Annotated in this window: 21 protein-coding genes; 14 read left to right on the top strand and 7 right to left on the bottom strand. The window is 72.0% G+C overall.

Annotated features, from left to right (window positions below):
* Positions 1 to 121: 121 nt before the first annotated feature.
* From ACQEVS_RS12620 to ACQEVS_RS12600, 5 genes are all read left to right on the top strand, one after another.
* On the top strand, positions 122 to 979 hold the full coding sequence (locus ACQEVS_RS12620) for a fumarylacetoacetate hydrolase family protein (protein ID WP_433019412.1): 858 nt from the start codon (positions 122 to 124) through the stop codon (positions 977 to 979).
* Positions 980 to 1,076: 97 nt separating this feature from the next.
* Positions 1,077 to 1,577 carry a hypothetical protein gene (locus ACQEVS_RS12615; RefSeq protein WP_433019410.1) on the top strand — a complete coding sequence of 167 codons (501 nt, stop codon included), beginning with the start codon at positions 1,077 to 1,079 and terminating at the stop codon, positions 1,575 to 1,577.
* Positions 1,578 to 1,678: 101 nt separating this feature from the next.
* Positions 1,679 to 2,134 carry an SRPBCC family protein gene (locus tag ACQEVS_RS12610; protein WP_433019408.1) on the top strand — a complete coding sequence of 152 codons (456 nt, stop codon included), beginning with the start codon at positions 1,679 to 1,681 and terminating at the stop codon, positions 2,132 to 2,134.
* 222 nt (positions 2,135 to 2,356) lie between these two features.
* Positions 2,357 to 2,932 (top strand): GNAT family N-acetyltransferase, encoded by a 576-nt coding sequence (locus tag ACQEVS_RS12605; protein WP_433019406.1) that lies wholly within the window; start codon positions 2,357 to 2,359, stop codon positions 2,930 to 2,932.
* A gap of 171 nt (positions 2,933 to 3,103) precedes the next feature.
* The gene (locus ACQEVS_RS12600) at positions 3,104 to 4,963 is read left to right on the top strand and encodes an FtsX-like permease family protein (RefSeq protein WP_433019404.1); all 1,860 of its coding nucleotides are present in this window, start codon (positions 3,104 to 3,106) and stop codon (positions 4,961 to 4,963) included.
* Positions 4,964 to 5,000: 37 nt separating this feature from the next.
* On the opposite strand, the gene ACQEVS_RS12595 is transcribed toward ACQEVS_RS12600, so the two are convergent.
* Both ACQEVS_RS12595 and ACQEVS_RS12590 read right to left on the bottom strand, forming a co-directional pair.
* A complete protein-coding gene (locus ACQEVS_RS12595; protein WP_433019402.1) occupies positions 5,001 to 5,213 on the bottom strand; it encodes a DUF397 domain-containing protein in 213 nt (70 codons plus the stop codon).
* Positions 5,213 to 6,091, bottom strand: coding sequence for a helix-turn-helix domain-containing protein (locus tag ACQEVS_RS12590; RefSeq protein WP_433019400.1), 879 nt, complete (start codon positions 6,089 to 6,091; stop codon positions 5,213 to 5,215). Before ACQEVS_RS12590 ends, ACQEVS_RS12595 begins: the two co-directional genes overlap by 1 nt.
* Before the next feature lie 205 nt (positions 6,092 to 6,296).
* Between ACQEVS_RS12590 and ACQEVS_RS12585 the strand changes: the two genes are divergently transcribed.
* Together ACQEVS_RS12585 and ACQEVS_RS12580 are read left to right on the top strand one after the other, a co-directional pair.
* Positions 6,297 to 6,635, top strand: a complete 339-nt coding sequence (locus ACQEVS_RS12585; RefSeq protein WP_433019398.1) for a hypothetical protein — start codon at positions 6,297 to 6,299, stop codon at positions 6,633 to 6,635.
* On the top strand, positions 6,632 to 6,847 hold the full coding sequence (locus tag ACQEVS_RS12580; RefSeq protein ID WP_433019396.1) for a DUF6255 family natural product biosynthesis protein: 216 nt from the start codon (positions 6,632 to 6,634) through the stop codon (positions 6,845 to 6,847). The genes ACQEVS_RS12585 and ACQEVS_RS12580 overlap by 4 nt, the downstream gene beginning before the upstream one ends.
* Positions 6,848 to 6,898: 51 nt before the next feature.
* Here ACQEVS_RS12580 and ACQEVS_RS12575 read toward each other — a convergent pair whose 3' ends face one another.
* The 3 genes from ACQEVS_RS12575 to ACQEVS_RS12565 form a co-directional block, all read right to left on the bottom strand.
* Positions 6,899 to 7,465 (bottom strand): GNAT family N-acetyltransferase, encoded by a 567-nt coding sequence (locus ACQEVS_RS12575; protein ID WP_433019394.1) that lies wholly within the window; start codon positions 7,463 to 7,465, stop codon positions 6,899 to 6,901.
* A complete protein-coding gene (locus ACQEVS_RS12570; RefSeq protein WP_433019392.1) occupies positions 7,462 to 7,704 on the bottom strand; it encodes a hypothetical protein in 243 nt (80 codons plus the stop codon). Before ACQEVS_RS12570 ends, ACQEVS_RS12575 begins: the two co-directional genes overlap by 4 nt.
* 215 nt (positions 7,705 to 7,919) lie before the next feature.
* On the bottom strand, positions 7,920 to 9,002 hold the full coding sequence (locus ACQEVS_RS12565) for a Gfo/Idh/MocA family oxidoreductase (protein ID WP_433019390.1): 1,083 nt from the start codon (positions 9,000 to 9,002) through the stop codon (positions 7,920 to 7,922).
* A gap of 56 nt (positions 9,003 to 9,058) precedes the next feature.
* Between ACQEVS_RS12565 and ACQEVS_RS12560 the strand changes: the two genes are divergently transcribed.
* The 7 genes from ACQEVS_RS12560 to ACQEVS_RS12530 all read left to right on the top strand — a co-directional run bounded on the left by ACQEVS_RS12560 (position 9,059) and on the right by ACQEVS_RS12530 (position 15,478).
* Entirely contained in the window at positions 9,059 to 10,120 is a 1,062-nt protein-coding gene (locus ACQEVS_RS12560) for an ROK family transcriptional regulator (RefSeq protein WP_433019388.1), read from the top strand.
* Between the two features lie 155 nt (positions 10,121 to 10,275).
* Positions 10,276 to 10,581 (top strand): hypothetical protein, encoded by a 306-nt coding sequence (locus ACQEVS_RS12555; RefSeq protein ID WP_351505784.1) that lies wholly within the window; start codon positions 10,276 to 10,278, stop codon positions 10,579 to 10,581.
* A gap of 333 nt (positions 10,582 to 10,914) precedes the next feature.
* Entirely contained in the window at positions 10,915 to 11,790 is an 876-nt protein-coding gene (locus ACQEVS_RS12550; RefSeq protein WP_433019385.1) for a hypothetical protein, read from the top strand.
* 170 nt (positions 11,791 to 11,960) lie between these two features.
* Positions 11,961 to 12,740 carry an HAD-IIA family hydrolase gene (locus tag ACQEVS_RS12545; protein WP_433019383.1) on the top strand — a complete coding sequence of 260 codons (780 nt, stop codon included), beginning with the start codon at positions 11,961 to 11,963 and terminating at the stop codon, positions 12,738 to 12,740.
* 369 nt (positions 12,741 to 13,109) lie between these two features.
* On the top strand, positions 13,110 to 13,553 hold the full coding sequence (locus ACQEVS_RS12540; protein ID WP_433019381.1) for a hypothetical protein: 444 nt from the start codon (positions 13,110 to 13,112) through the stop codon (positions 13,551 to 13,553).
* 19 nt (positions 13,554 to 13,572) lie between these two features.
* Positions 13,573 to 14,235 carry a class F sortase gene (locus ACQEVS_RS12535; protein WP_433019379.1) on the top strand — a complete coding sequence of 221 codons (663 nt, stop codon included), beginning with the start codon at positions 13,573 to 13,575 and terminating at the stop codon, positions 14,233 to 14,235.
* 163 nt (positions 14,236 to 14,398) lie between these two features.
* Positions 14,399 to 15,478, top strand: coding sequence for a glycoside hydrolase family 6 protein (locus tag ACQEVS_RS12530; protein WP_433019377.1), 1,080 nt, complete (start codon positions 14,399 to 14,401; stop codon positions 15,476 to 15,478).
* A 30-nt stretch (positions 15,479 to 15,508) separates the two neighbouring features.
* Here the strand turns inward: ACQEVS_RS12530 and ACQEVS_RS12525 are convergent, their stop codons facing one another.
* Both ACQEVS_RS12525 and ACQEVS_RS12520 read right to left on the bottom strand, forming a co-directional pair.
* Entirely contained in the window at positions 15,509 to 17,530 is a 2,022-nt protein-coding gene (locus tag ACQEVS_RS12525) for a galactose oxidase-like domain-containing protein (RefSeq protein ID WP_433019375.1), read from the bottom strand.
* The gene (locus ACQEVS_RS12520) at positions 17,527 to 19,383 is read right to left on the bottom strand and encodes a glycosyltransferase family 2 protein (RefSeq protein WP_433019373.1); all 1,857 of its coding nucleotides are present in this window, start codon (positions 19,381 to 19,383) and stop codon (positions 17,527 to 17,529) included. The genes ACQEVS_RS12525 and ACQEVS_RS12520 overlap by 4 nt, the downstream gene beginning before the upstream one ends.
* Positions 19,384 to 19,438 lie beyond the last annotated feature (55 nt).

The raw sequence follows: 19,438 nt of genomic DNA, 5'->3' as shown, positions 1-19,438 counted from the left end.
CCCCCAGGATCTTGGACGATCGATCGGTCGTGTACGACGCACCGAGCATGACGGGCGCACCGAGCGCACCGGGCCCGCGCCTCACGCACCGAGTTCGCCGAAGCACCGGAGGGTTGGATCGATGAAGCTGCTCCGGGTCGGCCCGGCGGGGGCGGAGCGCCCCGCGCTGCTGGACGAGGAGGGCACGCTGCGCGACCTCTCCGCGCTCGTCCCGGACGTGGACGGCGCGCTGCTCGGCGATCGGCCGCTGCTCGCCCACATCCGGGCGGCCGTCGGCGCGCGCGTGCTCGCGGCCCTGGACCCGGCGGGCCTGCGCATCGGCCCGCCGGTGGCCCGGATCGGCAAGATCGTCTGCGTGGGGCTCAACTACCGTGCACACGTCGCGGAGATCGGCGCCCGCACGCCCGCCGAGCCCGTCCTCTTCCTCAAGGCTCCGGACACCGTCGTCGGCCCGGACGACCCCGTGCTCGTCCCGCCCGGCAGCCTCAAGACCGACTGGGAGGCCGAACTCGCCGTCGTCATCGGCCGTACGGCCCGCCGGCTGGCCACGGACGAGGAGGCGCTCGCCGCCGTCGCCGGCTACACCATCAGCAACGACCTGTCCGAGCGCGCCTACCAGCTCGAACACGGCGGCCAGTGGGACAAGGGCAAGAACTGCGAGACGTTCAACCCGCTCGGCCCCTGGCTCGTCACCGCCGACGAGGTGCCCGACCCGCAGGAACTGACGATCCGCGCCTGGGTCAACGGCGCGCTGATGCAAGAGGGGAGCACGGCGGACCAGATCTTTCCCGTGGCTCATCTCGTGCGCTATATCAGTCGGTTCATGACGCTCTACCCTGGTGACGTCATCAACACCGGTACCCCGGCGGGCGTCGCCCTGGGCCGACCCGAGCCCAAGCCGTACCTCCGCTCCGGAGACGTCGTCGAACTCGCGATCGACGGCCTGGGGCGGCAGCGGCAGCACCTCAAAGGCGGGTAGGCGCGGCGGTCTCCCGGGCGGCGGGGCGGGGTGCGTTCGGGGGAACGGGCGCGTGTGCTGCCCGAGGGGGTCGGTCGCGGTGTGCTTATTTTCGGATATGCGGCACAGACTTCGCCGGGCCCGCCTCCGGGTCCGTCCCACCGCCCGGGCCACGGTCGCCGCGACGGCGACGGTCATGGCGGCGACGATCAGCGGCGCCCTGCTGCTCTGCGCCTTCACCGCCCCCGCCACCACCGACCCCGATGCCGCGGCCCGCTGCGCGGCGGGCGCCCCGGGCGCCTGCGTCGGCGGCGCCCCTCTCACCGGCGCCGACCGGCTCGAAACGGAGGCGGGCCAAGACGGCGATCAGGACGCGCCGCCCTGGCCCCTCGGCTCCGCGACCCCCACCTCCCTCCCCACCGACCCCGCCCTCCGCGCCCGTCTCCCCATCACCGTCGCCCCCTTGTCCGCCGCCCGTCCCGCCGACGACGGCCGCGAACAGGGCCACCACGGTCCGCCGATGAGCGGCGACATGGCCCTCGGCGGCTCCCTGGTCCTCCTGGGCTCGGGCCTGGCACTCGCCGTCCTGTACCGCTCACGGACGGAGAATGAAATGTGATGCACGTCACTCCGCAGGTTTGTCACGCCCACGCCCCGCCCCCCGTCCTGACACCGACCGGCTCCGCAGACGACCGGCCCGGCCTGGAGAGAGGACGAGACATGGAAACCGTGACGGTACGACGCGTCATCGCGGCCCCGATCGCCGACGTCTTCGAGTGGTGCGCCACGACCACCAACTACACCCGCTCCCCGTTCGTCCTCAAGGCCCGCCTGGCCCGCCCGGGCGCGGACGCGCCGTACGGGGTGGGCGCCGTCCGGCTGCACACCTGGCTGATCGGCTGGTTCCGCGAACGCATCACGTCCTACAACCCGCCCTACGACTTCGCCTACGACGTCGACCGCAGCTACCCGCCGGCCCGCCATGAACTCGGCCGCATGACGTTCACCGAAGTCCCCGAGGGCACCCTCGTCACCTGGACGACCACCTTCGGCCTCCCCTTCCCGGGCGGCGCCCGCGTCGCCCGCCACGTGGCCAAGCCCGTCATCACCCGCGTCTTCGCCGACATCCTCAACGCCGCCGACCGGTCCCTCACCACGGCGACGGCCCGGACCTGACAAATCCTGAGCGATTCCGGTTCGCGAGAGACCCACGAGAGACCCACGAGAGACCAGCGGCAGACCCGCGACAGACCATCGGGCGCCCCCCGACAGGCCATCGGCCGACCCGCGGGCGCCCCGGGATCGTCCCGGATCGCACATTTCACGCCACCGTCGCCCCACGGCGCCCATGAGAAGATCCGTGCCCTGCCCGCCGGTTCCGACCCGTGGAGAACGACGATGTACGCGATACCCCTCGACGACAACGGTGGCGAGCTGGGTCCCCTCGAACCGTGGCACGCCGAGGAGTTCCTGGCCTGCGTCATCCGGAGCCGGGACTTCGTCGGACGGTTCCTCCCCGTACCGCACAAGATCACCGACCTGGAGTCGAGCCGCGCGTACCTCCGCTCGTACATGGAGAAGGCCGCCGCCGACACCGGCCGGCTGTACGGCATCCGGCTGGACGGCACGCTGGTCGGCGTGGTCCTGTTCCGCGTCATGGACGTCGAACAGGGCACGGCGGAGGTCGGCTGTTGGCTCGAACCGGCGGCCGCGGGCAAGGGCCTGGTCACCCGGGCCGCCCGGCACATCATCGACTGGGCCGTCGAGGAACGGGGCCTCCACCGCATCGAGTGGCGCGCCGCGACCGACAACCAGCCCAGCATCGCCGTCGCCCGCCGCCTCGGCATGACGAAGGAGGGCGTCCTGCGGGAGCACTTCCTCCACGCGGGCAAGCGCCACGACTTCGAGGTCTGGTCGGTCCTCGCTCCGGAGTGGCGGGCGGCGAGATCCGGCGTCGCCGCGCGGACGTCCTGACGCACGTGATGCCCGGCAGCCGGACGCCTCGGTTCCCGGACGGTCGGCTGATCGTGAAAGTGATGGCCGGATAAGGCGGTTGGGCCTCGGCCACCATGGGAACTGCGGTACGAATCAACGGTGCGTCTACATCGTCTTTTCCTGGCCGAAGTGCGGGTGTACCCCGCACGCGTGCTCGGTGCGGCGTTCGCCTGCGCGGCGACGGCGGCCACGGTAGGGGCCTGCGGGCTGCTGCTCGCCGCGGTGGAGCAGTCGCCGCTGGGCGCCTGGGCGTCGGGTTCACAGGGCATGCGGGACACCGAGAACCTGCTCAGCCTGCTGATCACGCTCATGGTCATGTCGGCGGTGATGGTGCTGGGGACCACGGTGTCCTTGTGGACCTCGCAGCGCCTCCCGGAGTTCGCCGTCCTCAGGGCTCAGGGCACGACCGCCGGCCGGATCAGGACCCTGGTGACCACCGACGTCCTGTGCCTCGCGGCCCTCGCATCGGTACTGGGGCTCGGGGTGGGGGCGGTGCCGCTCGCGTGGCGGTGCAGACGGCTGCTGGTGTCACGGGAGTTGCTTCCCGAGTCCGTGGTGTTGCCGGGGGCGGGCACGACCGCGCTCGTCGCCGGGGCGGTGTGTGCCGCGGTCTGCTGCATCGCCGTTCTCGCCGGGCTGGGGGCCATCCACGCGGCAGGCCGTGTCAGCGTGATCGCCGCGGTGCGCGGCGGGACGGACCAACCGGAAGGCGGACGACGCCGGGCCCGCTTGTTCGCGGGGCTGGGCATGGCGCTGTTCCTGTGCCTCCCTCTCCTGATCATCATCATGCTGCCGCAGATGCCGGACATGTACCGGGCGGCCATGGCGACGGGGCTGGCGCTCGTCCTCCTGCCCACGCTGGCCGTGCTGGGACCGTGGATCATCCCCGCTCTGAGCCGCCCCTTCGCCACCGCCCTGCGCCTGGCGGACCGCCGGCTGGGAAAGGTCGCGGCCGCCGGCCTGCGCGGCACGTCCACCCGCACCGCCGCTGTCGCCGTCCCGGTCCTGCTCGCGCTGGGCATCTCGACCTGCATGCTCGGCGCCGACACCAACGTCAACAAGGCCGTACGGGAGCAGACCGCCCAGGCCCTGCGTGCACACGCCGTGGTCACCGCCCACGACGGTGCCCGACTGCCCGCCGAACCGCCGGCTCTACAGCGGGCGACAGCGGTTCCGGTGCTGGCCGCACGTCTGAAGACACCGCCTTCCTTCTGGGAGAAACACCCGAAGCCGCAACGCGCCTGGGGCGTCGACGGCAAGACCCTGAAAAAGGTGCTCGACCTCGATGTCGCACAGGGAGACCTCGGACGGATCGGTACCGGATCCTTCGCCGCCGGATCGACCGTCGCCGAGGCCCAGGGCTGGCACCTGGGTCGGCGGGTGCGCCTCACCTTCACCGACGGACGGCAGGAAACACTGCGACTGGCCGCGATCTACCACCGGGATTTCGTGTTCCCGGGCCTGCTGCTGTCCCGTGAATCCGTGCTGGCGCACACACCGGACGCGCCGGCCGATCGGATCTTCCTCACCGGTGACGGCAGCGCGTGGCCGACCGCTCCCGGGCAGCGGGTGCGGTCACACGACGACTACCTCTCGCGACTTCAGCCACGCAACCCGGCGGATTCCTTCGCCACTTACCTGATCGTGGCCGTCGTCACCGGCTACGCGTTGCTGTCCGCGGCCAACACCTGCGCCCTGGCCCAAAGGGACCGGAACTCCGAGAGAGCCCGCCTCCGCGCCATGGGCCTGAGCCGGCCACAACTCTTCCGAGTGGTCGCCCTGGAAACGCTGGCCGCGACGGCCGTGGGCGCCGTCCTGGCCTTCTTCGTCTCTCTCGTCTGCCTGGCGCCCCTGGCGAATCAGTTGGGTCAGGGCCTGTGGCCGGCCTTCAACTGGCCGTGGCTGACAGGCGTCACCGTGGCGACACTCGTACTGACCGTCGGCGTGTCCGTATACGCCGCGCATCCCGCGCGCCGAATCGGCAGGCAGTACGCCGAGGCGGCGGCGTGAGAACGCCGTCGATTCGTTGTCGCTGTATCTGCCACGCTCACTTCAAGCCATCCTGCTCCCGCACCGCCGCGATGAACGCCGCCCAGGTGTCCGGGCCGAAGGTGCAGGTCCCTCGGGGCCGCGCCTTGCTGTCACGGACGGCTATGCGGCGGTTGGGGGTGGGCCGGTACTCGACGCATTGTTGGCTCCCGCCGTCGCCGCTGTACGACGACGTGCGCCAGTGGCCTTGCGGCGAGTGGGGGCCTATCATCACGCGCCCCCTTGATGCTGTTCGAGCTCGCGCACGAGGGACTCCATCAGCTCTACGGACTGTGCTGCCGACAGTGCGACTGCTCTCAGGCGGTTGATCGCTTTCCAGGATTTCCTGACCGCTTCATCATCCTCCAGGTACAGACTGTCGTCGAGGTACGGAATGTGTACGACTTCCAGGTCGAGGACTTTGGGGTACGAGAACAAGGTGAAGGAGCCCTGGCAGACGGTCCATTCAGGCTGACGGAAGGGAACGACCTGAATCGTCAGCTCGGGTGGCCGGCTCACGGCGATGAGATGGCGAAGCTGGTCCGCAAGGACGGCCGGGCCGCCGATCTGCTGATGTAGGACGCCTTCCTGGAGAAGGACCAGGTATCGCGGCGGATTGTCCCGCCGGAGGATGTTCTGCCGCGCGAGGCGGAAATCGGCCCAGAAGTCGACTTCCTCGCTGGACAAGTGCGGGGATGCGCGGCGGATGATCGACGTGGCGTATCCCCGGGTCTGCAACAGGCCCGGGACGACTTGGGTCTGGAGCGTGGTGATGCGCGCGGCCTCCGATTCCAGAGCCAGCAACTCCTTGAAATCCGTCCGGAGTTTGCTGCTGTGGCCCCGCCACCACGTGCGCTGGTTTCCTTCGGCGGCGAGCGCGATCAGCCAGTCGCGCGTCTTCTCGTCGGCGATCTCGTACAGCGCGAAGAGCGTCTCCAGTTCCAGGCGGGTCACGCGGTGGCGTCCCGTCTCGATGCGGCTGATCTTCGTGTTGTCGGTGTGGATCGCCTGGGCCGCGTCGGTGGCGGTGATGCCCGCTGCCTCGCGGGCCTCCCTGAGGATGGTGCCGAGCCTGCGGCGACGGGCGGTACGGCGGGACGCGTGTGCCATGTGCTGCTTCTCCCCTTAAGCGTTCGGGTCCAGCGTGCTGCGTGGGATGGGCGCGTCGCCTCAATGTGCGGGTTGATCACTCGGAAGGGTGATTCCTCCAATTTGGAAGGCTATTCCTTGCCGGGTGGGTGCAGACTGATGGAGCAAGGTCACAACGGGCAACCTGCACAGGCGCGTTGCTGTTCACCATCGGGGGGCGGGGCTCATGACATACAGAACCGGCACCTACGTCGTCGACGTGCGGGAGAACCGGCTGGTCCAAGTGATCGGCGCCGCCGAGGACCGCGTGCAGGTCTGTCGGCCGGGCGGGGGTCTGGAGTGGGAAGTGCCGCCATCCGCTCTGCGGTTGGCAACGCGAGAGGAGCGCAACGCGGCGGGGTTGCGTCCGTATCAGACCGGTTGCGGCCGGTGTGCGGAACTGGAGGCGGCGAGGCGGGCCGCCGCGAGCGGGGGTGCATCGGCGGTGTCGGGGGACGCGACGGCGGCGGCGCTGACCCACTGGGTGACGGAGCACTGCGGGCGAGACGACGAGGGGCGACGATGAGGGCGGGAACGGCGAAGACGGACAGCACCACCGGCCGCCTCGTGCGGCACTGCAAGCACACGGCGGGCTGGGACTCCCGCGGCGGCGCGGACCGCTGCCGGGCTTGCGGGACGTGCCGGTTCACGGAATACCGAGCGGTACGGCCGCCCGGCCCACTGCCGCCGGGGCCGCCACCGCCCGACGGCTCGCCGACACGGAGGGGAAGGGGGTAACGGCCGCGCGGGCGGCCTAGGTTCAGGGCTCGACGGGGGAGAGGCCACGCCTCACCGATCCCGACCAGCCGCCGGGTGATCGAAGAGCATCACGGCGTGGACGTCATCGCCCCAGAGCTCGGTCTCGGCGACCGTCCGGTAGCCCCACGAGTGGTACGCGGTTCGGGCGGGGGCAGCGGCGTGGTGGACGGTGAGGAGGAGCCGGTCCGCGTCGGTGGTGCGGAGCAGGGTGTCGTGCAGCCGGCGGGCGAGGCCCTGCCGTCGGTGGGCGGCGCGGACGGCGAGTTCCAGCAGGCAGAAGGTCCGGTGCCGGTCGGAGGGGGCGACGTACGGGTCCCACCAGCCGGACCGCCGGCCGAGGGTGGTGCCCAGTGCCATGCCGACGGGTTCGCCCGTCGCCGTACGGGCGAGGGCCGCGCGAAAGGCGGGGTGCGCGGCCTCCGCGCGGAAACGGTCGAAGGTCAGGGCGACGTCCGCTTCCTTCTCGCTGTACGGGGGTTCGGTGAACGCCTCGGCGTAGACCAGTCGGAAGGCGCCCACGGCCCGGACCGCCGCCGGGCCGTTCATGGTCTCCACGGCGGGGAGATCGGCGGCGGCGCGGGAGGCGGAGTGCGTCATGGCCGCCATTGCAGCATCCGGTGCGGGGCGAAGTCCGGGCGGGGCGAGGAGAAGGAGGCGAACACGATGACGGTCACGGCCGTGTCCGGCACCGGGCTTCCCGGAACGATACGGGCCGGGGTCCCGGCCTCCGAGCCGGAGCGGGTGCCAAGGGTCGGGTGGCGGGGCGCTGGTCCCGACTCCCGGTCCGGCGCCGAGTGGGCGATCACCTGGATCCTGGAGAGGGAGGACGGGGGCACCCGTTTCTTCCTCGTCCACGAGGGCTCGTCCTGGACAACGCCCTCCGGATGCACGACCGTTCGATCATGGTCGGCGGTCGGCGGTCGGCAGTCGGCGGTCGGGCGCGCCGCGCGGTCTGCGGGCGGTGCTCGACCGCATATGCCGACCCGGCCGACTGAGCCGACCGGTCCGACCGGACCGACCGCACCGACCCGCGCGTACGCGAGGCCGGCGGTCAGAGACTGACCGTGCGGCCCTCCGTCGCCGACACCCTCGCCGCCTCCAGGACGCGCAGCGCCGCCGCGGCCTCCGACGCGGTGACCGGTGGCCGGCCGCCGGTGCGCAGGGCCTCGACGACCGCCGCGTAGTAGGCGGGGTAGTCGCCGGGGAGGGTCGGCACGGGTTCGCCGCCGCCGGTCAGGGGGGACTCGCCCTCGCCGAGCCGCCCCCACAGGGACCGCGGCTCGACACCCCAGGGCGTCCCGTCGTCCGGGCGCAGGCCCTCGCGGAGGGCGGCCTCCTGCGGGTCGAGGCCGTACTTGACGTAACCGCCGTCGCTGCCCAGTACCCGGAAACGGGGGCCGAGTTGGGCGGTGGTGGCGCTCATCCAGAGGTGGGAGCGGACGCCGTCGGCGTGGCGGAGGGCGATGAAGGTGTCGTCGTCCGCCTCGGCGCCCGGTCGGCGGACGTCCGCCTCGGCGTAGACGCCGACAACAGGTCCGAAGAGGGTCAGCGCTTGGTCGACCAGGTGGCTGCCGAGATCGTAGAGGAGGCCGCCCAGTTCGGCGGGGTCGCCGGATTCGCGCCAGCCGCCCTTGGGGCGCGGGCGCCACCGTTCGAAGCGGGACTCGAAGCGCAGCACGCGGCCGAGGCTGCCGTCGCCGATTAGGGACCGGACGGTACGGAAGTCGTTGTCCCAGCGCCGGTTCTGGAAGACGCTGAGCAGCAGCCCGCGCCGCTCGGCCAGCGCGCCCAGTTCCTCCGCCTCGGCGGCGGTGGCGGCGAGGGGCTTGTCGACGACGACCGGCAGCCCGGACTCCAGGGCGCGGCGGGCCAGCGGCACGTGAGTGCGGTTGGGGGAGGCGACGACGATCAGGTCGAGGTCGCCGGCGCGGGCGAAGAGCTCGTCGGGGTCGGCGGCGGTCCGGGCCCCGGGGTGTTCGGTGGCGACCTGTCGCTGCCGTTCCGGGTTGGCGGTGACGACCGTGTCGAGGACCAGGCCCTCGGTGGCGGCGATCAGCGGGGCGTGGAAGAACGACCCCGCGACGCCGTAGCCGATCAGGCCGACGCGGAGGGGGGTGTCGGAGATGCCGTCCATGCCCGCCACTTTGGCAACAGTGTTGCAAAAGTGCAAGCGCCCACGACAATGGTCCCGTGAACAGGACCGATCCCGGAGCCAACCTGGCCGCCCTGCGCGACCACAACACCGCCGTCGTCCTCGGGCTGCTCCGCTGCGCCGGCCCGGCCGGCGCCAGCCGCGCCGAGCTCGCCGCCCGGGCAGGGCTCACCCCGCAGGCCGTCAGCAAGATCACGGGCCGGCTGCGGGACGCGGGGCTGGCAGCCGAGGCGGGCCGCCGCGCCTCCACCGGCGGCAAGCCGGCGACGGCCCTGCGCCTGGTCCCCGGGGCCGCCCACGCCGTGGGGGTGCACCTCGACAGGGACGCCCTCACCGTCACCCTCGTCGACCTCACCGGCACCGAGACGGCCACCCGTACCGCGCCGCTCGACTTCGGGGCCGGGGCGGAGGCCGTGCTGGACGCCGTGGCCGGCGCGGTGACCGCGCTGCTCACCGACCACGCCACCGGCGGTGTGCTCGGCGCCGGCGTCGCCGTCCCCGGTCCCCTCGACCATCGCAGCGGCGTCCTGCACCGGGTCACCGGCTTCCCCCGGTGGGACGGCTTCCCGTTGCGCGACGCGCTGGGCGAACGGCTCGGCCTGCCCGTCGTCGTCGACAAGGACACCAACGCCGCCGCCCTCGGCCTCGCCCTCCGCACCCCCCGCGCCACCGGCTCCTTCGCCTATCTGCACCTGGGCACCGGCCTCGGCGCCGGACTCGTCCTCGACGGCGGCGTCCACCGCGGACCGCGCACGGGCGCGGGCGAGTTCGGTCACCAGGTCGTCATGGTCGACGGCCCCCTGTGCGCCTGCGGGGACCGGGGCTGCCTCGAAGCGCTCTGCCTGGCCGCCGTCGCCGAGGGCGACACGCTGCGCGCCGCGCGGCTGCTCGGCGTCGGTGCGCTCAACCTCGTACGCCTCCTCGACATCGACGGCGTCCTGCTGGGCGGCGGTGTGGTGCTCGCGCGGCCCGCGGTCTTCGTGGACGGGGTCCGGGACGCGCTCGGCGGCGCGGTGCCGGTCGACGTCGCCCCCGAAGGGGCACGGGCGGTCGTCGGGGGAGCGGCGGAACTGGTGCTCGCCCCCCTGTTCGGGGTCTGACTCGCGCCCGCACCAAGCCGTTGACAGGCGGTCGGCGGGCCCCGGCCATTCGGTGCCCTCACCCCTCCGGGGGAACGAAATGCACCCTTACCGACCAACGGCGTTGTTCCTCATGCGATGTCCGCTTTCCGAACCGCCCCACGGAAGGAAACCCCATGAGAACCGCCGCCCTCCTCCCCGCCCTCGCCGCCGCCCTGCTGCTCACCGCCGCGGCCCCCGCCACCGCCGCGCCCCACGGGATCAGCCGCACGTACCAGGACCCGGCCGGGAAGGCCGCCACCCACACCCTCCTTTGCCCCGGACGCGAACACGCGCACAGCGGAGGAGCGCAGGTGGAGCCGCACAACTACGTGGCGAGCTCCGCGCCGACGGACGACCGCCGCGGCTGGACGATCACGACCGAGCCGCTCCCCGGCAACACCCGGGCCCGCAAGGTGACCCTCTACGTCCTCTGCGCCTGACCGGACGCGCCATCAGGGCGAGCGGCGAACCGGCGAACGCCAGGACCGCCCGCCCCATCCGCCCGCCCCCGTCTGACTCCCCCCCGTCTGACTGCCCCCCGTCCGACTGCCCCGCCCGCCCCCCCCGCCCCGTCCGAGTGACCCGCCCTTCGTCCCAACGGGCGGAAGTCTGCCGCCGGCCGGGGGACATGTCCGTCGTGTCCTTCGCCATCCGACGCGTGACGGGCATGTTCCCGGCCACCGGGAGTCACCGGAGCTACCCGGGTCAACCGAGCCACCCGGGTCGCCCGAGTCATCCGAGTTCCCGGAGTCCCCTGCAGTAAAGGTTCCCCGATGCCGTTGTCCCGCGCGCTGCCGACCTCCGTACCCGCCGCGCACGCCCTCCCGGCGCGCGCGGCGGCGCTCGCCCTGCCGCTGATCGCCCTGCCGGCGCTCGTCCTCGGCCCCAACGCGTCAGCAGCGTCCGCCAACTCCGTCCCGCCCATGGCAGCGGCCGCGCCCGTCGCCGTCCACCGCGGTGACCGGCCGGGATGCGGGGAGGCGAACCGCACCGAGTTCCCCATCGCCTCCCGCCTCGCCGGCGGTCCCGACGTCTACGAGCGCGGCGCCCCCGCGCCGGCCTGGGAACTGGAGCTCCGCAACGTCACGGGCCAGGAGTGCCGGGACGTGCACCCCGTCGCCGTCCTGGCCGACGGCAAGCGGGCGCTCCGGCCCGAGCACATCCACCTGGAGTTCTACGACAAGGAGGGCGCGCGCTGGCGGCCGGTGCGGTTCGAGCGGACCGAGGAGGCGGAGAACGTCGGCGTCTTCGACGGTGGTTCGCCCGGCTTCCACGGCTTTTCGGTCCCCGCCCGCCGGAGCGTCGTCGTCCCCGTGCGGCTCGGTTTCACCGACGCCGCCCCGGACGGGCCCGTCACCGCGAACGTCACCGCCGTCCAGCGGCGCGGCGCGGACGGCGCCTGGGTCGGGGAGTCCGGCGACTACACCTTCACCGTCGCCCCCACCCCCGCCCCGTCCGCCCCTGCCGCCGCTTCCGTCAGACCGGGCCTCACGCCGCACGCCGTCCCCGCGCCGGGCCGCGACCCGGGCCCGCCGGTCCTCGCCGCGACCGGCGGTTCGCACACCGTCCCCGTGCTCGGCGCCGCCGCCTGCGTCTGCCTCGCCGGCGGGGCGGGACTGCTGCTGTGGGCCCGCCGGATGCGGCGCTGACCGGGCCCCGGCGAAGAAGCGGGCAAGCCGTCAGGAAGCCCGCCACCGCGGGCTGACTAGGCTGGGAGGTGCCGGCCGGCGGGCGAGCCCCGCCGGTCCGGTTCGTCCCCGATCCGGCGAGGGGCCTCCGGGCCCGGCGGCGGGCCGCCCAGCATGGCAGGAGTTCCGCAGTGGCAGAGCGCAAGCCCATCGAGTCCTGGCTCACCGACATGGACGGTGTGCTGATGCACGAAGGCGTCCCGGTGCCGGGGGCGGACACCTTCATTTCCCGCCTACGGGACTCCGGCAAGCCCTTCCTGGTGCTCACCAACAACTCCATCTACACCCCGCGCGACCTGCACGCCCGCCTCCAGCGGATCGGTCTCGACGTGCCCGTCGGCAACATCTGGACCTCGGCCCTGGCCACCGCCCAGTTCCTGGGCGATCAGCGGCCGGGCGGCACCGCGTACGTCATCGGCGAGGCCGGGCTGACCACCGCGCTGCACGACATCGGTTACGTCCTCACCGACGCCGACCCCGATTACGTCGTTCTGGGCGAAACGCGGACCTACTCCTTCGAAGCGCTCACCAAGGCGATCCGGCTGATCAACGCGGGTGCCCGGTTCATCGCCACCAACCCCGACGAGACGGGCCCCTCCGCCGAGGGGGCCCTGCCCGCCACCGGTTCCGTCGCCGCGCTGATCACCAAGGCGACCGGCCGCGAGCCCTACTTCGTCGGCAAGCCCAACCCGCTGATGATGCGGGCCGGTCTGAACGCCATCGGCGCCCACTCGGAGACCAGCGCGATGATCGGCGACCGGATGGACACCGACGTCCTCGCCGGACTGGAGGCCGGCATGGAGACGTTCCTGGTGCTCACCGGGCTGACCCGGCCCGACGAGATCGACCGCTACCCCTTCCGGCCGTCCCGCGTCGTCGACTCGATCGCGGATCTCACCGAACTGATCTGAAACGGTCATAGGCGGCTACCGAGGCCGCCTCGGACGGCGGACACCGTTGCCCGCCGTCCGGGCGGTACGGACATCCGGTTCGTCACCGGTTGGAGTAACGGGAGCACGGAGCGGATGCGCCGCGGCTCCCGGGCAGGTGAACTTCTGAGGTATCAGGAGGTTCATCATGGTTTCAGTCCGCTCCGCACTCTGTGGTGCGCTGGCGGCGGTCGCCGTCGGTGCCGCTCCCGCCCATGCCCTCGATGACCCCGTGACCACCCGGACCACGACGGTCGACATCGTCCCCTCACCGCGAAGCCCGGCGCCGACGTCCGCGTCCGCGTCTCCGGGTGCACCGGCGAACGCGCCACGGCCGCCTCGGAGGCGTTCGTGACCGACGCCAAGCTCACCCGCGACAGCACCGGGCACCTCGCCGACGCCACGGTCCGCTCCACCACGACGGCCGGCACCTACCCGGTGCGGATCAGCTGCGACGGGCGGGACGGCGTCGCGGAAGGCCAGTTGATCGTCCTTCCGGAGGCCGGCGCCGCCTCCCTGGCCGACGGCCACGACGGCCACGACGGCCGGGTCCCCGCCGGAGGCGCCCATGACGGGCACGACGGCTTCGCCGCCCAGGAGCACGCCCAGGAGCGCGCTCCGGAGCACGATCACGGCGTCCCCGTCGCGCCGGTCCCGGCCGGAGGCGGCGGCACCGCCCCCGTCGCCGCCTCGGGTACGCCCGGTACCCCCGGCCTGGTCGTCGGCGGCGTCGGCGTCCTGATCGCCGGTGGTCTGATCTGGTACCGCCGACGTACCGAGGCGGGCAGAAGGTGAACGGAAGCGACCGGGTGCCATGTCGGAACCACGCGCCAGCGGCCACGGCCGCCTCCTGACGGGCCTGGCCTGGGCCGCCCTGCTGTTCGCCCTGTGGCTGTGGGGACGCGAGGCCACCGAGGTGCCCATGGGCGCCTGGCCGGCCACCGGCGACGTCGCGGCCGCCGGCCGGCCCCCCGCCCGGGAACTGCCGCCGCCGCTCGCCCCGTTGCCCGGCGCCGAGCCGGAGCGGCTGGCCGTCCGGGCGATGGGGCTGCGCGCCCCGATCGAGGGCCACGGCCTCACGCCGCAGGGGGCGGTGGAGCCGCCGCCGTACGAGCGGCCGGGCGCCGTCGCCTGGTACCGGGGCGGCCCGCAGCCGGGCAGCCTCGGCGCGGCCGTGCTCGTCGGACACGTCGACACCGAGCGGGCACCCGCCGTCTTCGCCGATCTGGGCAAGCTCAAGCGCGGCGAGACCGTCACCGTCACCAGGGTCGACGGCTCCACCGCCGACTTCACCGTCGAGGACGTCACGGTCTTCGCCAAGGACCGGTTCGACGCCGCCAAGGTCTACGGACCGCACGACACCGGCCGGGCCGAGCTCCGGCTGATCACCTGCGGCGGCGACTACGACCGGGCCCGCCGTGAGTACAGCGCCAATGTGGTCGTCTCCGCCTACCTGACCGGAAGCGGACGCGCCTGAACCGTGCAAGAAGCGGCAATTGTGCTCCGAGAGAGCGATCTGCCGTCATGTCATGAGATGACTGCCCACACTCCTGGGCGCGCTGTGCCAGCATGGGGGCGACCGGTTCATTGTCCCGAGGGGACCAGAGACGTCTCCCGGAAGTACACCCAAGGGGGAGTGGATGTACGGCAGTCACACCGGCCACACCCGCCCAGCCTGTTCGGCTCACCCGGCACTGACCCGTACCGGCACCGCGATGGCCGTCCTGGCCGCGCTCGCCGGTCTCACCGGACTCACCGGCTGCTCCTCCTCCGACGACGAGGCCGCGGGCCCCCGTCCGCAGCCGTCCGCCGCCTCCCCGTCCCAGCTCCCCCGGGAGCGCTCCCCGTACTGGGTGAACCCCAACGGCAACGCCGCCCGGCAGGCGGCCCGGCTCCTCGGCTCCGGCAAGGAGCAGGAGGCCCGGCTGATCACGAAGATCGCCCAGCAGCCGGTGGCCGAGTGGATCGGCGTCGACGACCCCGAGAGCCAGACCCGCGGCTTCACCGAGGCGGCGGCCAAGGCCGACCGCGACGCCCTCCTCGTCCTCTACAACATCCCGCACCGCGACTGCGGCCAGTACTCCCAGGGCGGCGCCGCCGACGGCGACTCCTACCGCGCCTGGCTGGACCGCGCGGCGAGCGGCATCGGAGACCGCAGCGCCACCGTGATCCTGGAGCCCGACGCGCTGCCGCACATGGAGGACGGCTGCACGCCCCAGCAGTTCCACGAGGAGCGCTACGCGCTGCTCAAGGAGGCCGTCCGCAGGCTGAAGGCGCTGCCGCGGACCAAGGTCTACCTGGACGCCGGCAACCCCAGCTGGGTCACCCCGGCCGACCGGATGGCCGAGCCGCTGCGCCGCGCGGGCATCGACCGGGCGGACGGCTTCGCGCTCAACGTCTCCAACTTCCAGACCACGCAGGCCAGCAAGGAGTACGGGCACACCCTCTCGGCGCTGGTGGGCTACAAGCACTTCGTCATCGACACCAGCCGCAACGGGAACGGGCCGCTCTCCGACGGCGACCACGAGAAGGCCTGGTGCAACCCCTCCGGGCGGGCGCTCGGCGAGCCGCCCACCACCCGTACCGGCGACCGGCTGGTCGACGCCTACCTGTGGGTCAAGCGGCCCGGTGAGTCGGACGGTGCCTGCAAGGGCGGCCCCGACGCGGGGGAGTGGTGGGAGACCTACGCCCTGGAGCTGGCCAGGAACGCCCGCTCCTGAGCCGGGCGCGGCCCCCCTCGCGAAGGCGGCTCAGTCCTTCTTCTCCTCTTTGTCCTCGTCCTTCTTCTCGTCCTTCTTCTCCGCCGCCGGCACCTTCACCCAGACCGCCTTGGACGGGGTGCCCTTCTCGTCCACCGCCATGACCATGTACCACCCGGGCGGCACCAGGGACGGGTCCTTCGGGAGGGTCACGGTGAAACGGTCGGCTTCCTCCCTCTTGAGGTCCAGTGCGATCGACCGCTGCTCGATGTTGGTCACGTGGGTGAACGAACCCGGCCGGAGAAGCCGGACCTTGGCGACTCCGTGCGCGGAAGTGATCCGGTAGGTGGTCTTGTCGCCGAGCTTCACGGTCCGCCGGTCGGTGTCCCTGATCTCCGGACGGTCGCCCTTGTGGAAGAGGTACGGCGGGGTGTACAGGTCGATCTGCTGCTGGAAGACGCCGGGCTGGGTGTTGTCCTTGTCCCGGAAGAGGGAGTCCGAGCCGAAGGTCATCACCCGTCCGTCCGGCAGCAGCAGCGCGCCGGAGTGGTAGTTGCGGCCGACCAGCGGGTCGGCGACCCGGTGGGAGGAGTTGGCCTTGGGGTCGTAGATCTCGGCCTTGAGGACGTTGGAGGCACTGCGGCCGCGGTAGTCGCCCGAGCCGTTGGTGGTGAGGACCGTGTCGTCCGGCAGGATGACGCTGCTGGGGTAGCGGGCCTTGGCGTAGAGGTCGGGGCCGTCGTGGAAGCGGGGGCGCTCGGTGTGCAGGTCGACGATGCGCGTCTTCGCCGTCGACTTCTTGTCCTCGCCGACCCCGCCGCCGCCGAGCACCATGTACCGCTGGTCCTGGGCGGGCGGCAGCAGGACGGACATCGACGTCTCCAGGGCGTCCGGGTCGCTGATGCCGGGGACCGGGATGAACGAGTTGTTCCCCAGGTCCCACACGCCCGGGTCGCGGCCCTTGTCGGCGGGGCCGTAGCCCGCGTTGGAACCGGTGTAGAAGATCTTGCCCTTGTCGGTGAGGAAGAGGGCCGGGTAGGTGGGGAAGAACCGCTCCTGCGGGAGGTAGGTCCACTTCTTGGTCTTGGGGTCGTAGACCTCGTTCTTGCCCGGGACCACCTGGCCGATCTCGTCCAGGCCGGAGACGGAGAGGACCTTGCCGTCCTGGAGGGTGGTCAGCGTGGGGTACCAGCGGGCCTCGTTCATCGGGTCGACGGTGACGTAGCGCTCCGCGACCGGGTCGAACTCGAAGGCGTCCTTGATGCCCTGGAAGTCCTTCTTGTCGAACGACAGCTTGTTGGCGATGCCGTAGAAGTTGCGGGCGTCGTCGCCGGTGAGGCCCTCGATGCGGTAGTTGTCGGTGAGGCCGGTGGCATGCTCCTGGCCCTTTTCCAGCGCCTCCACATAGACCCGGGCGGTGCTGACGGTGACCTTGACCTTGCCGTCCTTGCCCTGCTCCTTCTTGGCGCGCGGCACCAGGACGGCGTCCTTCGACTCGAAGGTCTTGCCGGACTGCTTGCCGGTGAACCGGGTGCCGGCCGGGAAGGTCATCGGCTTGTCCGGGTTCTCGTTGTGGACGATCATCAGCCCGCCCGCCCGGGTGACATCGCCCTCCAGCTTCTCGTAGCGCTGGGTGCCGCCCGCGACCAGCAGCTTCCCGTCCGGCAGCTGGGTGTGGCCGGAGCAGAAGAGGTCCTTGGGGGTGGGGACGTTCTTGAAGGTGTTCTTCTCCGGGTCCCACAGGACCGTCCGGAACGTCTTCGCCGCGAAGTTGGCGGCGTTGTTGCCCGACCCGGCGACCAGCAGCACCTTGCCCGTCTGCAGCAGTGCCGCGTGGATGGTGTTGATCCGGTACTCGTCCGGGACGTCCACGACGTCCCAGTGGCCGTTCTCCGCCTTGTACTCCGGCTTGTTGATCTTGTACTCGTGGTACTGGTGCGAGGCGTAGCCCCAGATCGCCGGCCCGTTCATGCCCGCCAGGGCGAGGACCACCGCCGCGCCCACCGCCGTGCGGCGGGTGCGGCGGCCGATGACGGGCCCGGAACGGCGGTCGGTCAGGTGCCGGAGTCTCATGGCTGGGCTCCCTCGGGCTGTTTGCCGTGGCGCGCGGTCCACCACCAGGCGGCGATCGGCGCGACCGTGATGACGACGGCCAGGGCCGCCCACGTGCGCATCGCCGCGTGGCTGTGACCGAGGAAGAACGAGGCCACCAGTGAACCGCCGAAGATCAGTAGGAAGAAGAGGTGGATGCGGAAGGTGCCGAAGAGGGTGTCCGGGCTGGCGGAGTCACCCTTGGGGGTCACCACGAAGCGGCTCTTGCGGCGCAGGACCGCGTCGAGCAGCGAACGGGCGTACACGGGCGCGGACAGCGCGGACATCACCATGCCGGCGACCCCGCCGGAGCCCTCGGGCTCGTGGGGGGACACGTTGTGCCGGCGGTTCCAGACGTAGAGGCCGATCTGGAGGGCGGCGGCGTCGCTGTAGAGCATCATCCAGATCTGCGAGTCGATCCGGATGCCGGCCGCGCCCAGGCCCAGGAAGAGGGTGCAACTGAGGGCGCCGAGCATCCAGTTGACCGCGGTCATCGGATAGTAGATGACCATCAGCGTGTAGTTGAGGAAGGGGCCGGGCGCGAGGGTGAAGGGGCCCTTCCAGTACTGCTTGATGATCGTCTCGTAGGTGCCCCGGGACCAGCGGAGCTGCTGGGTGAAGAAGTCCGTCCAGGCGTTGGGGCCCTCCCCGACGGCGAGGACGTCGGGCGTGTAGACGGAGCGCCAGCGGCGGCCGGTGGCCGGGTTGCGGTGGCGGTGGAGCTCGAAGCCGGTGGCCATGTCCTCGGTGATCGAGTCGTAGAGGCCGCCGACGCCCTTGAGGGCGCTGATCCGCACCGCGTTGTTGGTGCCGACGAACATGGGGGCGCCGTAGCGGTTGCCCGCGCGCTGGATGAGGGCATGGAAGAGGAACTGCTGGCTCTCGGCGGCCTTGGTGACCGTCGCGTCGTAGTTCCCGTACACCTGAGGTCCAACGACAAAGGCGACATTGGGGTCACGGAAGTAACCGAGCATGCGCTCCAGGAAGTTGGGCAGCGGCACATGGTCGGTGTCCACGGAGGCGAAGAAGTCGTAGTCGTCGCCGTGTGCGTCCAGCCAGGCGTTGTAGTTGCCGTGCTTGGTCCTCGCCCGGTGCGGGCCCTTGGGACGGTTCCACTTCTCGATCCCCTTGCGGGTGAAGTGGCGCACGCCCAGCCGGGCGCAGACCGCCTTGACCTCGGGATCGTCGCCCTCGTCGAGCAGCCAGACGTCCACCGGGCCGCGGTGGCGGACCCGCACGGCGGCCTCCAGCGTGCGGGTGACCATCGCGATCGGCTCCTTGCCGGGCACGAACGAGGTGAGGAACGCGACCCGGGTGCCGGTCTCGGGGACGACGGGTATGGGGTCGCGGGCGACCAGGGTGGCGTGGGCGTTGGAGACGACGTTCAGCGTCCGGAAGATCTCGATCAGGCCGATGGAGACCAGCATGACCAGGTCGAGGACGCGCATCAGCGGTCCGGCGTGGTCGCGCTGCACCCAGTGGGCGGGCTGGAGCAGCCAGAGGAGGAGGACGACGGAGACGACGGGGGCCGCGCCCAGCAGGAGCGCGGCCCGGATGCGGTGCGGCTCGTCGGCCAGCAGGCTGCGGTAGCGGACGGTGTAGGGGCCATCCGCCGGGCGGGTGAGCGGGCCGGCGAGCCGGCTGTAGTGCTCGTAGTCGTAGCGGGGGTGGAAGGGTCTGGGGGTGCGCGGGCGGGCCGGGTGCGGAGGGGCGGCTCTGCGCCGCGCGTCGTCCGGCCCCGGGGGCGCGGGGATGCGCGGCCGGGTGGTGACCGACGGGTCGCGGGGCGGATCGTACGGGATCTGCCGTCGCGCGTCGGCAGGCGTGGACGTCATCAGTCATTCCCCCCACACGCGGGAATCCCGCGTGGTACGCCGGTACATGAACCCC

Source organism: Streptomyces sp. CA-181903 (assembly GCF_050937075.1).
In the GTDB taxonomy this organism is placed as follows: domain Bacteria; phylum Actinomycetota; class Actinomycetes; order Streptomycetales; family Streptomycetaceae; genus Streptomyces.
This window is presented reverse-complemented; position numbering and strand designations above follow the sequence as displayed.